The 13,182-nt window shown below is 69.6% G+C and carries 17 protein-coding genes; 7 read left to right on the forward strand and 10 right to left on the reverse strand.

The window, feature by feature from the left end; all coding sequences use genetic code 11:
• Window positions 1–21: 21 nt before the first annotated feature.
• From P0Y52_08535 to P0Y52_08545, 3 genes are all read right to left on the reverse strand, one after another.
• Window positions 22–480, reverse strand: a complete 459-nt coding sequence (locus P0Y52_08535; protein WEK56598.1) for a hypothetical protein — start codon at window positions 478–480, stop codon at window positions 22–24.
• 5 nt (window positions 481–485) lie between these two features.
• Complete coding sequence (locus tag P0Y52_08540; GenBank protein ID WEK56599.1) at window positions 486–1,073, reverse strand: DUF4142 domain-containing protein; 588 nt, start codon at window positions 1,071–1,073, stop codon at window positions 486–488.
• A gap of 293 nt (window positions 1,074–1,366) precedes the next feature.
• Window positions 1,367–1,582 (reverse strand): hypothetical protein, encoded by a 216-nt coding sequence (locus P0Y52_08545; GenBank protein WEK56600.1) that lies wholly within the window; start codon window positions 1,580–1,582, stop codon window positions 1,367–1,369.
• Between the two features lie 153 nt (window positions 1,583–1,735).
• On the opposite strand from P0Y52_08545, the gene P0Y52_08550 reads away from it, so the two are divergent.
• Complete coding sequence (locus P0Y52_08550) at window positions 1,736–2,392, forward strand: hypothetical protein (protein ID WEK56601.1); 657 nt, start codon at window positions 1,736–1,738, stop codon at window positions 2,390–2,392.
• On the opposite strand, the gene P0Y52_08555 is transcribed toward P0Y52_08550, so the two are convergent.
• Both P0Y52_08555 and P0Y52_08560 read right to left on the reverse strand, forming a co-directional pair.
• Complete coding sequence (locus tag P0Y52_08555; protein ID WEK56602.1) at window positions 2,389–3,150, reverse strand: DUF72 domain-containing protein; 762 nt, start codon at window positions 3,148–3,150, stop codon at window positions 2,389–2,391. The two genes, P0Y52_08550 and P0Y52_08555, sit on opposite strands and share 4 nt — an antisense overlap.
• Window positions 3,151–3,153: 3 nt before the next feature.
• Window positions 3,154–3,402, reverse strand: coding sequence for a hypothetical protein (locus tag P0Y52_08560; GenBank protein WEK56603.1), 249 nt, complete (start codon window positions 3,400–3,402; stop codon window positions 3,154–3,156).
• Window positions 3,403–3,614: 212 nt separating this feature from the next.
• On the opposite strand from P0Y52_08560, the gene P0Y52_08565 reads away from it, so the two are divergent.
• Both P0Y52_08565 and P0Y52_08570 read left to right on the forward strand, forming a co-directional pair.
• A complete protein-coding gene (locus P0Y52_08565) occupies window positions 3,615–3,809 on the forward strand; it encodes a hypothetical protein (GenBank protein ID WEK56604.1) in 195 nt (64 codons plus the stop codon).
• Window positions 3,810–3,907: 98 nt separating this feature from the next.
• Window positions 3,908–4,111 (forward strand): hypothetical protein, encoded by a 204-nt coding sequence (locus P0Y52_08570; GenBank protein ID WEK56605.1) that lies wholly within the window; start codon window positions 3,908–3,910, stop codon window positions 4,109–4,111.
• A gap of 430 nt (window positions 4,112–4,541) precedes the next feature.
• Here P0Y52_08570 and P0Y52_08575 read toward each other — a convergent pair whose 3' ends face one another.
• From P0Y52_08575 to P0Y52_08595, 5 genes are all read right to left on the reverse strand, one after another.
• Complete coding sequence (locus tag P0Y52_08575) at window positions 4,542–5,447, reverse strand: manganese catalase family protein (GenBank protein ID WEK56606.1); 906 nt, start codon at window positions 5,445–5,447, stop codon at window positions 4,542–4,544.
• Between the two features lie 55 nt (window positions 5,448–5,502).
• Window positions 5,503–6,021, reverse strand: a complete 519-nt coding sequence (locus P0Y52_08580) for a ferritin-like domain-containing protein (protein WEK56607.1) — start codon at window positions 6,019–6,021, stop codon at window positions 5,503–5,505.
• A gap of 77 nt (window positions 6,022–6,098) precedes the next feature.
• Window positions 6,099–6,923, reverse strand: a complete 825-nt coding sequence (locus P0Y52_08585) for a cyanophycinase (protein ID WEK56608.1) — start codon at window positions 6,921–6,923, stop codon at window positions 6,099–6,101.
• Window positions 6,916–9,696 carry a cyanophycin synthetase gene (gene cphA, locus P0Y52_08590; protein WEK56609.1) on the reverse strand — a complete coding sequence of 927 codons (2,781 nt, stop codon included), beginning with the start codon at window positions 9,694–9,696 and terminating at the stop codon, window positions 6,916–6,918. The genes P0Y52_08585 and cphA overlap by 8 nt, the downstream gene beginning before the upstream one ends.
• Window positions 9,693–9,884 (reverse strand): hypothetical protein, encoded by a 192-nt coding sequence (locus P0Y52_08595; protein ID WEK56610.1) that lies wholly within the window; start codon window positions 9,882–9,884, stop codon window positions 9,693–9,695. The genes cphA and P0Y52_08595 overlap by 4 nt, the downstream gene beginning before the upstream one ends.
• 159 nt (window positions 9,885–10,043) lie before the next feature.
• Between P0Y52_08595 and P0Y52_08600 the strand changes: the two genes are divergently transcribed.
• From P0Y52_08600 to P0Y52_08615, 4 genes are all read left to right on the forward strand, one after another.
• Entirely contained in the window at window positions 10,044–10,958 is a 915-nt protein-coding gene (locus P0Y52_08600; protein WEK56611.1) for an iron-containing redox enzyme family protein, read from the forward strand.
• Window positions 10,955–11,881, forward strand: a complete 927-nt coding sequence (locus P0Y52_08605) for a methyltransferase (GenBank protein ID WEK56612.1) — start codon at window positions 10,955–10,957, stop codon at window positions 11,879–11,881. Before P0Y52_08600 ends, P0Y52_08605 begins: the two co-directional genes overlap by 4 nt.
• 94 nt (window positions 11,882–11,975) lie before the next feature.
• Window positions 11,976–12,503: a hemerythrin domain-containing protein gene (locus P0Y52_08610; protein WEK56613.1), complete on the forward strand. Its 528-nt coding sequence runs from the start codon at window positions 11,976–11,978 to the stop codon at window positions 12,501–12,503.
• A gap of 6 nt (window positions 12,504–12,509) precedes the next feature.
• Window positions 12,510–13,115: a cysteine hydrolase gene (locus P0Y52_08615; protein WEK56614.1), complete on the forward strand. Its 606-nt coding sequence runs from the start codon at window positions 12,510–12,512 to the stop codon at window positions 13,113–13,115.
• Window positions 13,116–13,182: the final 67 nt, after the last annotated feature.

Genomic DNA, 13,182 nt, shown 5'->3' on the forward strand with positions numbered 1-13,182 from the left:
AGGCGCGGCCGCCTCCGCCCATCATAGTTTCCCGCGCGCCTTGGCCAGCTCGCGAACAAGCTTGGTCCGTGTCTGGTCAAACTGCGCCTTCTCATCGGCGGCCCGCGCTTCAAGGTTTTTCATCTCGACGCGAACAGCCTCTGCGCTGTCGGCGTGAGCCCGATCAAGCGCCTCCAGTTCGTTCTCGAGGCTCCGAACCCGACGCTGCTCCGCCGCGGTCGGTCGCTTGCGCGCCTTCCGCCGCGCCGCCCGGGGACCGGCCTGGCCGACATCAACCGCCAGCCCCCGCTCGACGACCTCACCAGGGCGCGCCCGCGCCGCTTCGGCGTCCTCGGCTTCGGGCGCCTCCCTGGCGAGCCCGGAAGCGAAGATGTCCTGCTGAATGCCCCAGGCGGCCAGGGCCTTGGGCCGGGATGGGGCCGCCACCGTGAAACGGTGAAACCCGTCTGACCATTCAAAGACCTTCAGCCTGGGCGCCATGTCGCCTAGCCGGAAATCGCGGCCTGGATCTCCTGGGCCTTCTGCAGGTGAGCCTCGATCTTCGGCAGGACGGTCCGTGCGTGGGTGGCCAGGGCCGGCGCATCCGTATTGTCGGCGAATCCGCGATGGAGGGTCACGGCCTCCTGGTGGGCCGCCACCTGCTGGTCGATATAGACCTTGTCGAAGTCCGCCACGCCCGCCGATCTCAGATTGTCCAGCAGGCCCTTGCGACGCTGGTCCAGCTCGGCGGGCGGCGCGACATCCGGAGCCGCGGAGGCGGCGGCCGTCTTGAGGGCGGCGGCGGCGGCGGTGTGATCGGTCTTGATCATCTGGGCCAGGGCCTTGACGTCGGCCCGCTTGGCGCGCTCCAGGGCGATGTCGGCCGCCTGGATCTCATACATGTCTCCCATGGCCGCGCCGGGCACATAGGCGCTGACGAGGTTGCTCCCCATGGTCGCGGCCGAGGTCTGGCCGACGGGTGCGGAGACCGCGTCCTGGGCCTTGTCGACCGCTTCGTTTCCGCCCTGCGGGCTGCATGCGGACAGAAGCGTGGCGGCGGCGGCGGCGGCGGCGAAGGTCGGGGCGTGTCGCATGGTCATGAGCTCCTTGTGGATGTGACAGACGAAGCGCGCGTCGGGCCGGGGGGTTTCCAGCGACCGCTACCGGTCACGACGAGGCCCCTGCGAGCCCGGCGCAGCGGGGCTGCCCGACACTGTCGGAAAGGCGACACAAGGACCATCCGGACCGCCTGCGCCCCGCCGGAACCTGCGCAGGGGCGTGTCCGTTGGAAACCCGCCGGCCGAGCGCTGGGGGTCTTGGTCCGCCGAGAGCGCCAAGGCGAAGCCTGCGCTCGCCCCGTCGCCCCGTTCGAGCGGCGGCGGGGCTCCTAGGCTTGGTCTAGACCCAGATCACGACGGAGACCGGCGAGAAAGCCCCGGGTGACCTCCATGGACGGGCTTTTCCCGACCTTGTCGTCCGCCTGGAGCAAGAGGCGCCGCACCTCCTCCTGGTCGAGAAGTCCCTTCTCCACGAGGGTGTCGAGCAGGGTCAGGTTGAGGGCGATGGAGGCGAGCGAAAGCGCTCCGGACTGCTGGGCGTTCATGAGGGGCGTCCTTGCGGTGAGACAGGGCAATCCCTGTCGCAGAGGTCCGTTTCACACGCTCTCTACCCGACACAGGGAGCCCTTGCGGCGCTTGGCGCGTCACAGGAGCCCTGGCCGTCAAGCGACGTCTTTCATGGAGGAACCGGAGGCCCCATGCGCTTCTTGCGAGACAACAGCCTGACCCTTGTCCTGACGCTCTTCTTCGCCATCAGCATCCTGGGCCACGCCCTCGCGGGCTGGCGCGTTGAGACGGCGGAGGCCCTGCGACACGGCCAGGACGGCGGCACGCTGATGGCATACCTGGGAAGCGCCCCCTTCCTGTCGACCGTCTTCGAAAACTGGGAGAGCGAGTTCCTGCAGATGGCGGCCTATGTGGTCCTGACCGCCTTTCTGATCCAGAAGGGCTCGTCAGAATCCCGCGACCCGGAGGCGCCGCCCCGCGACGCCGATCTTGAGACCCAGGCCGACAAGCCGGGCGCGCCCGCGCCGCTGCGCTGGGGCGCCTTCTCACGCGCGGTCTACGCACGTTCCCTGGGTCTGGCGCTGATCCTGCTTTTCCTCCTCTCCTTCCTCGTCCACTGGACCCAGAGCGCGCGAGCGGCCGGCGAAGAGGCGCGGCAGCATGGAGAAGCCGCGAAGGGCGCCCTCGCCTATCTCGCCGACCCGCAGCTCTGGTTCGAGTCCTTCCAGAACTGGCAGAGCGAGTTCCTGTCCACGGCGGTGCTGGTGGTCCTGTCGATCTTCCTGAGGCAGCGCGAGTCGCCCGAATCCAAGCCGGTCGCCGCCCCCCACGACCACACCGGCGACTAGACGGCGCCCGCCAGAGCAGCGAGCGCCAGCGCGTCCGCGGCGGCCTCGCCCGAGGCGGTGTTGTCGAAGACGACCCAGCGCTCGGCCCCGGCAGCGCCCGCCGCCATGACCCTTTGCAGGATGGCCTTGAGCCGCTCGCCCCCGTAGGCCGAGCGATACATGTCCGGACTGCCGTGAAGACGAAAATACACCATGCCTGCGGCACCGCCAGGCCGGCCCGCGCCCGGCGCCGGCTCCGGATCGGCCGCGACGCGCGCGACCTGGCGCGAGGCGAGCCAGTCATCCGCCGAGGCCGTGAACCAGGAAGGATGTCGCGGCTCCAGAACGATCGACGCCTCAAGCAGGGCGCAGCAGGCGTGCAGGAAGGAACCTGTCCGGGTCTCGTCAAAGGCCAGGCCGGGCGGCGTCTGGATCAGGACCGGCCCAAGGCGGTCGCCGAGCCCCCTGAGATCGGCGGCCAGGTCCGCGAGCAGGCCTTCGCAGTTCTCCAGCTTGCGACGGTGCGTGATCTCGCGCGGCGCCTTGACGGCGAACCGAAAATCCGGCGGCGTGGCGGCGGCCCAGCGTTCAAAGGTCGAGACCCGGTGGCGGCGGTAGAAGGTGGAGTTGATCTCCACGGCGCCGAGCCGGCCGGCGTAGCGTTCGAGCCCGCTCCCCTCGACAGGAAACCGATCTTTCACCCCGGCCGGTATGGCCCAGCCCGCCGTGCCGACGCGAAGCTTCATCTCACCGGGGGTCTCCGCCGGGACGGCCTGCATGGATCACGAAGCATCGCGACGGGACGCCATGCCGGGCGTGGTCGGCGCGAGCTCCTCCGCCTGAGTCTTGGGGGGCGGACCGTCGGTTCTCTGAAGGCCGTCGTCGGGCGTCTCGCGGATCGAAAGAATGGAGTCCCCGCTGTTCAACAAGGGGGCGGCGGCGTCCGCCGCCTGGGCGTCCGTCGGAGAAGGCACCCTCAGCTTGCGCTCGGCGCCATGGGCGTCGGCGACGATGATCTCATAGAATTTCATGTCCATTCCTCATCTGGCTCGGGATTGTCTGTACGACCGCGAAGGACGAGGGCGTCCGGCGGCTCGCTGCTCCCCGGTAGCGCTTCGGCGGCCCACGCGTTCCGGAGGCGTCCTCGAAACGGCGGATCGGCGAGCCAGCGGCTCCCCCGGGAACAGGCGAGGGCTCCGGGCGCTTGAACCCACGAACACCCGGCCAGAAGGAAGGCGCTCCGATGAAATCCGCCGACAAGCCGCCAGTCCTGCGCAACCCCCGGCGGCTCCTGCAGTTCGGAGGCCTCCTCCTTCTGCTCCTGGCCCTTGTCTACCTCGCCACGGCATTGACCGGGTTTCTGAGAAATCAGGAAAAGCGACCCGACCCGCGAATGACGGGCGCCGAGGCGCCCCTTGAGCGAGCTGCAGGCGATTGAGGTTCGCGCTCAAAGAGTCGGAAGCCGGACCCATGGAACGCCGCCGCATGGGTCTCGTTACGCCCTCCCGATGGACAGAAGGGAGACTGTCAGCTTCGATGTTTGCGGATCGCGTCTACGATCAGGACTTCTTCGCCGCCATGGCCGACCGCGGCTTCTATGTCTTCACGTCGCCGCCCTGCCCTGCGGCGGCTCCGGCGAAGCGCCCGGAGCCGGTTGCGCCGGGCCCTCTTCCGAACACATGCGGTCAGGACGTCGTCCATTCCGCTCCGCCCGTCCCTGCGCTGGCCGAGGCGGCCTGAGCCCGTCGAGCCGCACCGGCGCTCCTCCACGTGCGGGCAAGATGCGGCGGCCGAGGTTCAGGCTCGCCGATCGCCCCCAACGCGACACCGGCCGCGAGGGCTGACCGGTCCCGCTGAGCCGCAGCCCTCTGGCCGGTTCGCCACGGGCAAGGCGTCGGCGATGTCGCGCTCGAGGTTGCCGGCCATGATCGCATCCAGCTGGAAATGCGGGACGCGGACGTCCCGCTGAGCCCCCAGGGCCTAGTGCAGGCCCGCGCCCCCGGAACCTGGTTCGCGAACCTTCCGGCTCACGAACGCCCCGAAGTCGTGCTGGCTTCACCCTGTCGTCGCTCCCTTGAGACCGCCGAGACCTTGCGCGCGGCGGGCGGCCGGTCTGACGCCTCCGCGAGGCCCCTGGCGAGGGCGCCCCGCAGGACGCCTCGATCCGCAATCAGGACTGGGCTTCCAGGGGCGTGGTTCGGCCGGCTCCCGGGCCGGCGCCGAGATCGGCTCCGGTGATCGGATCGGCCGAAGGGTCGGACCGGGTGCGGGCCGCAAAGGCCTGCACCGTCTTCTTGTCGGCCGCCGACAGCTTGACCGAGGCGTCCCCCGCGCCGCCGTCCACCGCCGCCTGGGCGTCGCGATCATCGACGACCTCCCACTGCTCGCCTTCGTTCCAGGCGCCTCTCGCATCCCCCTCCCCCTGGGACATGTTGTAATATTTGTCGGCAAAGTCCGGATGGCCCGGAAGCTTGCCAGGCGGGAAGTTGGCGGGGATGGCGTAGAGGGCCTTCTCGAAGGACTTCTGGTGGGCCACTTCGCGCGTCATGAGGAAGGTCAGGGCGTCCTTGATCCCCGGATCGTCGGTGATGTTGATCAACCGCTCATAGACGATCTTGGCCCGGGACTCGGCCGCGATATTGGAGCGCAGATCGCAGGCCGGATCCCCGATGGAGTCGATATAGGCCGCCGTCCAGGGCACGCCGGCGGAGTTGATCAGAGCCGTGCCGCCCCCATAGAGGATGGACATGGTGTGGCTTTCGCCGCCCGAGGTCATGCCGGCGTAGAGGTCCGCTTCCTCCTCGGCGGCCTCGGCGAGCCTTCCCTTGGCCCCGCGGTTGAGCATGGCGACGATCGAGCCGATGATCTCCAGGTGGCTCAGCTCCTCCGTGGCGATGTCCATCAGCATGTCGCGGCGGCCGACGTCCTCGTCGGCCAGTCCCTGGGTGAAGTAGCGCATGGCGGCGGCAAGCTCGCCCTGGGGTCCGCCGAACTGTTCGAGCATCAGCGTGGCGAGGGCCGGGTTGGGTTCGGCGACCCGAACCGTATACATCAGCTTCTTGTTATGCATGAACATGATGTCGTCATCCGGTTGATAAAAAAGAAAATAAAGCCAGAGTTCGTCTGATGGCTCAGCGGCTGGCCTTCTCGCCGGCGCGCCTGAGCTCGAGGTGTTTCTCGACCAGCATGGGCAGGCTGTCGTTGACCCAGCGCGCCATGCGCACCTCCTCCTCCAGGGTGGCGGCGAGGGGGTCATAGGCCGCCGAATAGCCCCCGCTCTCAGCCAGAAGGATCAGGGCCCGGTAGGAGGCCGCCTCGAAGTTCTCGAAGGCGTAGTTGGCGAAGGCGTTCTTCAGGATCTCGTCCTCGGCGAAGCTGTGGCTCATGGCCGCCAGATTGCCGCCGAGCGAGAGCGCAGCGTCCTTGAGCCCGGACGGCTTCTCGTCGAAGCCGTCCAGCAGGGTCTCCAGGCGGAGGATCTGTCCCTCGGTCTCACGACGGTGGGCCTTCAACCGGTCGGCGACCTCGGTGAAGTTTCGCGCGCGGTCGATCTGGCGATCCATCAGGGCCAGGGCCTGGTTTTCCACGGCATGGGCGTTCTTGAGGCCCGTGACGAAGACGTCGCGCCAGACGTCGTCTGCATTGGTCATGTCGGCGTCCCTCCTTGCAGTCGGTTCAGGAGGCTAACCCCCGCGACGAGCGCTGGGGCCGGCGTGTCGGGTTCAGGTCACTGCGGATCGCCGCTCCCGCCCGTCTCTTCGGGGGTCGCGCGCTGCGGACGACGGCGGGCGAGGTCGAAGCCGTCGTCCCGGGCCAGGACGTGGAGGCGCACGTCGAACATGGACAGGGCGTCCTCGGCGCCGCCTTCAGAGATATTGGAATGGGTCGCATCCTCCCCGTCGACGACATAGACGGCGCCGTCGCCGAGCACCCTCAACCGCCCGTGCTCGACCACCACAGCCGTGTTTTCGTCGATGCCCAGCCCCATGATCCGCGGATTGTGGGCCACCGCGCCCAGCAGCCGGCCGAACCTTCCCCTTTCGGCGAAATGCTGGTCGATGATGACATTGGGGAGCAGGCCCAGTCCGGGAGCCATGTGCACCTCGCCGATCCTGTAGGTCTCCGCGCTCGGTCCCTTCACCAGCATGGTCTCGCTCATCACCGAAGCCCCCGCCGACGTCCCCGCGATCACGCCGCCGCGCGCATGGAGATCGCGAATGCGTCGTTCGATCGGCGTGTCGCCGATCTGGCTGGCCAGCCTGAGCTGGTCGCCGCCGCTGAAGAAGACGCCGGCGGCGCCGTCAAGCCGGTCGAGAAGGTCCCGCTCATGGCTCTCGGCGCGGTCCTCGACGTAGAGCTCGATCAGTTCACCGACGCCGAGGCCCTTGAAGCCTTCCCGATAGCTGTCGAAATAGCCTTCGGGTTCATGGGAGGCGATGGTCGCGATCACCAACTTGCCGCCGTCGAGGCGCCGGGCAACCTCGTTGAGGATGACCCGCTCGCCGGTCTTGTCCTCATGCCCGCCGATGATGATCAGAGGGCCCTCACCCATGAGGAGGCTCCAGGACGACGCCGGGCGCATTCAGGCCCAGGGCCGAGGAAGGCAAGGCGGGGCGGAAGGCCTGGACCTGCGCCCACACCGCCTCGATGCGGGTCGGCGTCAGGACGACAAGGTCCCCGGGTCGCGCCGCCTCAAGACATGCGGCCACGGCCTCCTCCTCCTTCTGCACGCCGCGGAAACGCGATGCGTCCGCTCCGCTGCGCAGCGCCCCTTCGCCAAGCAGGCGGATCACTTCTCCCGCGGGACGGCCGCGGTTGTCGGGCGTCTCCCGGAAGACGACCTCGTCGAAGAAGCCGGCGCTGATCTCGCCCATGGCGACGATCTCCTGCGTCCGCCGGTCGCCGGGGATGCTGATCATGGCGATCGTCCGGCCGCCGGCGGGACGGATCGCGGCCACGAGGCCGCCGAGCGCCCGAAGGCCGTCCGGATTGTGGGCGTAGTCCATGATGACCCGGAAGCCGTGCCGGTCGCAGATGTTGAGGCGACCGGGATTCTGCTCGTAGCTGGACGTGAAGCCGGCGAGGGCCCGGCCGATGCGCTCCGGAGGCACGCCCACGCCGTAGCAGGCCGCCGCAGCCGCCAGGCTGTTCGCCACATTGAAGGCCGCCGCCCCGCCCAGGGTCGAGGGCAGTTCGGCCGCATGGGCCAGCCGGCGGCGATCGCCCCGGTCGTGAAGCTCGAGCACGCCGCTTGCGGCGTCATAGAGGACCGCGGCCCCGCCTTCGGCCACGTGCTTGAGCAGGAAGCCCGGCGTCTCGGCGCCGCCCCTCATGGAGAACCAGCAGACCCGGCCGCCGGCATGGCGCGCCATGCGCAGGGTGAGCGGATCATCGGCGTTGAGGACGCTCAATCCCCGTCGGGACACGGCCTCGGCCACGACCGACTTGACCTTCGCCAGATCCTCCAGCGTGTCCACCCCCTTGAGCCCCAGGTGGTCGGGCTGGACGTTGAGGACGCAGCCGACGTCGCAGCGGTCGAAGGCGAGGCCCTCGCGCAGGATGCCGCCCCGGGCGCACTCGAGCACCGCGACGTCGACGACGGGATCACTGAGCACCATCCGGGCGCTGCGCGGACCGCTGGCGTCGCCGGCGCGGATTCGTTCTCCGTCGACATAGACGCCGCTGGTGTTGGTCAGGCCCACGGTCCGTCCTTCCGCCTGCAGCACATGGGCGATCATCCGGCCCACGGTCGACTTTCCGTTGGTGCCGGTCACCGCGATGACAGGAATGCGGGACCGGACGCCCCGCGGGAACATCATCTCGACGATCGGCCGGGCGACATCCCTCGCCTCGCCTTCGGAAGGCGACAGATGCATGCGCAATCCCGGCGCCGCATTGACCTCGACCACGCCGCCGCCGGTGTCGCGCACCGAACGGCGGATGTCCGGGGCCAGAAGATCCACCCCGGCCACGTCGAGCCCAAGGGCCAGGGCGGCCCGCCGCGCGATGGCGGCGTTGGCCGGATGAATCTCTTCGGTCCGGTCGGTCGCCATCCCTCCGGACGAGAGGTTGGCGGCGGTCCGGAGCAGGACCCTGACGCCGGCCTCCGGAACACTTTCGGGCGACAGGCCCTGGCGGGCCAGAAGCGCCAGCGCCTCCTCGTCGAGGCGAATCCGGGTCAGGCTGTTCTCATGGCCGACGCCCCGGCGCGGATCGGCGTTGACCGCCTCGACCAGTTCCGCGACCGAACGACGCCCGTCGCCCTCGACGCAGGGCGGCCTGCGCTCGGCGACGGCGACGACCCTGCCGTCGACCACCAGGACCCGGTAATCCCGGCCCGGAAGCTCCTGTTCGACGATGACCCGCCGACCGTGGGGCGCGGCGAGGGCGAAGGCCTTCCTGACGGCCTCGGACGTGTCCAGGCCTGTCGTCACGCCCCGTCCATGGTTGCCGTCGAGCGGCTTGACCACGACCCTGCCGCCCAGGCGTGCGGCGGCGGCGGCGGCCTCGTCCGCGGTGCGCGCCACCTCTCCGCGGGCGGTCGGACAGCCCACGGCCTCGAGCAAGGCCTTGGCCTGGGCCTTGTCGCCCGCCAGTTCGGTCGCGATCAGGCCCGTGCGGTCCGTCACGCTGGCGCGCAGGCGCCTCTGCCGCGCGCCCCAGCCCAGACGCAGGAGACTGCCGGAATTGAGACGTTCGACAGGAATCCCCCGGCGTCTCGCGGCGTCGACGAGGGCCTGGGTGGAGGGTCCGAAGGCCGTCCGGCGCACCGCGTCGCGGAGAATGGTCCCGGCTTCATCGGCGCTGACGGCGCCCGGCAGGCGCGGATCGAGACTGTCCGCGCAGACCCGGTCCAGGCCGCTGATCCCGGCGAGCGCCTCCGGCAGCAGGGCGTCGCAAATCTGCAGGGCCAGTCGTCCGGCCAGAAGGGCCGTGGTCTCGTCGCCATAGGTGAAGAGGATGTCGTAGACGCCCGGCTGGCCGCGCACCGAACGCGTCTTGCCCCGGGTGACAGGGGTTCCCGCGCGGGTCTGCAGTTCCAGGGCGACGTGCTCCGCGACGTGGCCGAACCAGGTCCCGTCGCGCAGGCGACGCACGAACCCTCCCGGCTCGCCGTAGCAGCAGCCGTGCCGCTCGAGGCCCGGCAGCGCCTCCATCAGGCGCGCCGTGAAGTCGCCCAGCCGATTGGTCGGCCAGTCCTCCATCCGACCCAGGTCGAGACGGATGCGCGCCATGGGCCTGACGCTGTAAAGATGGGGACCGCGATAGAGGCTCCGCTCCAGGACCTGCATCGCCCGCGGTCCGCTCGTCGTCGTCGCGTTCATGCGGCCAACTCGCGAGGCGCTGCCTCGGTCATGCCGCGCGCCAGGGCGCGAACCACCATGGCGGCGGCGACGGCGCGGGACGGGGCCTGGCCGGCGACAAGAGCCGCCCCGTCCGACGGGTCCGACACGACCCAGGCCCAGGCCTCCTCGACCCGGCTGATCGTCCAGCTAAATCCAGTCTCTTCCATTCGGCGCCTCCCTGAAGGACTGGATGAACCGACGGTCACGGACGCAGTTCCACTGTCTGAAACCCGACACGGAGGCAGGGATTTCGGGGTCTCGCCCCCCTTCGGGAACCCTGGGTCGCGGCAGGGCGTATGGCAGTCCCCAAGTCACAGGAGCCTTTCATGTCGCCAGAGGGTCCAGCCCCGCTCCCCGCCCCCGAACCCTCGGACCCGGCGGGTTTTCATCGCCGGTTGGCGCACTGGAACCACCGTCGCCTCGCCCCGGCCACGCCGCGTTCTACCTGGCGTGACGACCTCCGCCACGATGCGGAGATGATGCTGGTCGAGGGCGAATTCATCGAACGCGACCGGGCCGAGGCCGCGCCCTGGCTCGCCGACCTGCCGACCACGGCCGACGCCTTCGTCGCCTGGTTCGAGGGGCTCAAGGGCTCCGGCCCCGGAGAGGCGGACCCGCTCTTTCCCTGGCTCGCCGAGACGGCGACGATGGAGGAGATGCGCTGGTTCCTGCTGCAGGAGGTGGCGGGCGAGGCCGGGTTCGAGGATCTCGTGGCCATGGCCCAGGTCAAGATGCCGGCCCGTCCCAAGCTCGAACTGGCGCGCAACTACTGGGACGAAATGGGCCGCGGGTCGGAAGCCGGCATGCACGGTCCCATGCTGGACCGTCTCGCCGCGGCGCTCGACCTGCATCCCCGCATCGATGAGACGGCGTGGCCGTCCCTCGCCCTCGGCAACACCCTCGTCGCCTTCTCGACCCAGAGACGCTACGCCTACCACGCCCTCGGCGCCCTGGGGGCTGTAGAGCTCACGGCCCCCTGGCGAGCCGCCCATGTGGCCGAGGGCCTCAAGCGGCTCGGCGTCGGGGTGGAGCGCAAGTATTTCGCCCTTCACGCCACCCTGGACATCGCCCATTCCGAGGCCTGGAACGAGGAGGTGCTTCGCCCCCTAGCCGCGGAGCGCCCGGAGTGCGTCCGCGCCCTGGCTGAGGGCGCGATCATGCGGCTCATGGCCGGCGCCCGCTGCTTCGACGCCTACCGGGCCCATCTCTGGGGCGCAGCCCCCCTGCGTCGTTCCGCTTGACGTCGCAGGTCCTTTCGCCCGCCGACGCCGCCCTCCTCGATCTGCTCTCCCGCCTGGACGCCGCCGGATACGACTTCGTCTCGCCCACCCCGGCCGTCCATGGCCTGGTCGCGCGACGGCGCCGGGCGGAAGCCCCCGACCTCCTCCGGGACATCCTGGGCTGGGGCCGGGTATTCGATCCGCCCCTCGCCCCGGCATGGCTTCTTGACGCCCTGGCGAAGGCCGGGGCTCTCGAGGCGGACGGGGACGGGCTCCGCTCCCGGCTCCGCGTCAGTCGTCTGGACGGACGCCTGCACCTGCACTCCGCCTCCTCTGCGGAGGAACGGGCCGTCTTCCTCGGACCCGACAGCTATCGCTACGTCCGCTTCCTTCGCCAGACCTTGCGCGGCTCCGCCTGGCGACAGGCGCTCGAGATCGGGGTCGGCGCGGGAGCCGGAGCCCTCGCGATCGCCGCCCTCGATCCCGAAGCCTCCGTCGTCGCCACCGACATCAACCCCCAGGCCCTTCGCCTCTGCCGCCTCAACGCCCGACATGCCGGTCTCCCGATCGATCTCCGGCCAGGCGGGTTTCCTGCTGAGGGCGTCTGGGACCTGATCGCCGCCAACCCGCCCTACATGGCGGGGCGCAGCGGACGGCTGTACCGCGACGGCGGCGGTCAGTACGGCGCGGAGGTCGCTCTGGAGTGGGCGGAAGAAGCCCTCTCCCGCCTCGCGCCCGGCGGACGTCTCCTGCTCTACACCGGCGCTCCGGTCGTAGCCGGCCAAGACCTGGTGCGCACCGCCCTCGCAACCCTGGCCGACCGGCGCGGGGCCCGGCTGGTCTATGAGGAGATTGATCCTGACGTCTTCGGCGCCAGCCTCGCACGGGCCTCCTATGCCGAAGTCGAGCGCATCGCCGCCGTCGGCGGCGTCGTCACCGTCTGACGGACGGTCGATGGCTGAGTCGGCTACCGGTCTCTGCCGACCGGCCTGTTCGCGGATCGTTAGGCCTGACTGAAGCCCCAGGGAGAAGCAGGACATGTCCGTCATCGACAAGGCGCTCGCCGCCATCACGCCCGCCCCCTCGGCGGAAAAAAGGGCCGAGGCCACGGCGGCCGCGCGGGAGGCCGCCGCCCCCGGAGACTGGCTGTCCGCGGCCCTGGATCATCACGAGGCGATCCGGGCGGCGTTTCAGTCCGGACGTGAGGCGGCTGCGGGCGAAGCGCGTCTGGCGGCGCGGGACGCCCTCGCCCTCGTCCTCAACGGTCACAGCCTGGCGGAGGAACTGGTGCTTTATCCGGCCATGGCCCGCCACGGCCACAAGGGCCAGGCCGGACTGGCCTATGGCGAGCAGACCGCCGCCAAGATGCAGATGGCTGAACTGGAGACGATCGCGCCGGACTCGCTGGCATGGCTCGACAAGTGGGAACATGTCGAGGGCGCCGTCCTGACCCATATGTACGAGGAAGAGCACGGGTGGTTTCTCCACCTGAAAGCCCATGCCGAGGACCAGGATCGACTGAAGATCCGTTATCTCCAGGAATTTGATCGCTACGTCGGCGGCTGACCCACGATGTCGCCCACGGCTTCCGGACATCCTGCGGGCGAACGCCCCGCCCTGCTGATCATAGACATGATCAACGACCTGGAATTCGACGGCGCCGCGGCGATCCTGGACCAGGCCGAAGCCGCGAGCCTCGTCATCCACGACCTTCGTGCGACCGCCCGCCGCTGCGGCGCGCCGGTCATCTACGTCAATGACAACTTCGATCGATGGTCTGAAGACCGCCGGCAGATCGTCGACCGGGCCTGCCGCGCCGGGGCGCGGGGGGCTTCGATCTCCCGACGTCTGGCGCCCGCCGACGACGACGTCTTCATCATCAAACCCCAGCAGTCGGGCTTCTACGGCACGGGTCTGCCGGTGCTCCTGCCCTCCCTCGGCGCCACCCGCCTGATTCTCGTGGGGCTCGCTGCAGATCTCTGCCTCCTATTTACGGCTGCGGACGCCCATATGCGTTCCTATGACCTCTGGACGCCCCGCGACGGTCTCGTGCCCTCCCGCCCCGCGAGATTGGAACCTGCGCTGGAGATTCTCTCCGACGGTCTGGGCGCCGACACTCGCCCAGCAGCCTGTCTGGACGCGAAATTCTGGACCAGCGGCGCATCGGCCGGCGCCTGATTTCAGCACCCGGCCAGCACGAAACGCGCGAAAACCAACCTATGTGAAGAACTGGTCGTCGAAGCCA

Origin of the sequence: Candidatus Brevundimonas phytovorans (assembly GCA_029203145.1) — a bacterium.
Taxonomy (GTDB): Bacteria; Pseudomonadota; Alphaproteobacteria; order Caulobacterales; family Caulobacteraceae; genus Brevundimonas; species Brevundimonas phytovorans.

Excerpts from the sequence above, each read along its gene's own strand:
- P0Y52_08535 (WEK56598.1), bottom strand. The coding sequence starts at position 480 with ATGGCGCCCAGGCTGAAGGTCTTTGAATGGTCAGACGGGTTTCACCGT.
- P0Y52_08540 (WEK56599.1), bottom strand. The coding sequence starts at position 1,073 with ATGCGACACGCCCCGACCTTCGCCGCCGCCGCCGCCGCCGCCACGCTT.
- P0Y52_08545 (WEK56600.1), bottom strand. The coding sequence starts at position 1,582 with ATGAACGCCCAGCAGTCCGGAGCGCTTTCGCTCGCCTCCATCGCCCTC.
- P0Y52_08550 (WEK56601.1), top strand. The coding sequence starts at position 1,736 with ATGCGCTTCTTGCGAGACAACAGCCTGACCCTTGTCCTGACGCTCTTC.
- P0Y52_08555 (WEK56602.1), bottom strand. The coding sequence starts at position 3,150 with ATGCAGGCCGTCCCGGCGGAGACCCCCGGTGAGATGAAGCTTCGCGTC.
- P0Y52_08560 (WEK56603.1), bottom strand. The coding sequence starts at position 3,402 with ATGAAATTCTATGAGATCATCGTCGCCGACGCCCATGGCGCCGAGCGC.
- P0Y52_08565 (WEK56604.1), top strand. The coding sequence starts at position 3,615 with ATGAAATCCGCCGACAAGCCGCCAGTCCTGCGCAACCCCCGGCGGCTC.
- P0Y52_08570 (WEK56605.1), top strand. The coding sequence starts at position 3,908 with ATGTTTGCGGATCGCGTCTACGATCAGGACTTCTTCGCCGCCATGGCC.
- P0Y52_08575 (WEK56606.1), bottom strand. The coding sequence starts at position 5,447 with ATGTTCATGCATAACAAGAAGCTGATGTATACGGTTCGGGTCGCCGAA.
- P0Y52_08580 (WEK56607.1), bottom strand. The coding sequence starts at position 6,021 with ATGACCAATGCAGACGACGTCTGGCGCGACGTCTTCGTCACGGGCCTC.
- P0Y52_08585 (WEK56608.1), bottom strand. The coding sequence starts at position 6,923 with ATGGGTGAGGGCCCTCTGATCATCATCGGCGGGCATGAGGACAAGACC.
- cphA (WEK56609.1), bottom strand. The coding sequence starts at position 9,696 with ATGAACGCGACGACGACGAGCGGACCGCGGGCGATGCAGGTCCTGGAG.
- P0Y52_08595 (WEK56610.1), bottom strand. The coding sequence starts at position 9,884 with ATGGAAGAGACTGGATTTAGCTGGACGATCAGCCGGGTCGAGGAGGCC.
- P0Y52_08600 (WEK56611.1), top strand. The coding sequence starts at position 10,044 with ATGTCGCCAGAGGGTCCAGCCCCGCTCCCCGCCCCCGAACCCTCGGAC.
- P0Y52_08610 (WEK56613.1), top strand. The coding sequence starts at position 11,976 with ATGTCCGTCATCGACAAGGCGCTCGCCGCCATCACGCCCGCCCCCTCG.
- P0Y52_08615 (WEK56614.1), top strand. The coding sequence starts at position 12,510 with ATGTCGCCCACGGCTTCCGGACATCCTGCGGGCGAACGCCCCGCCCTG.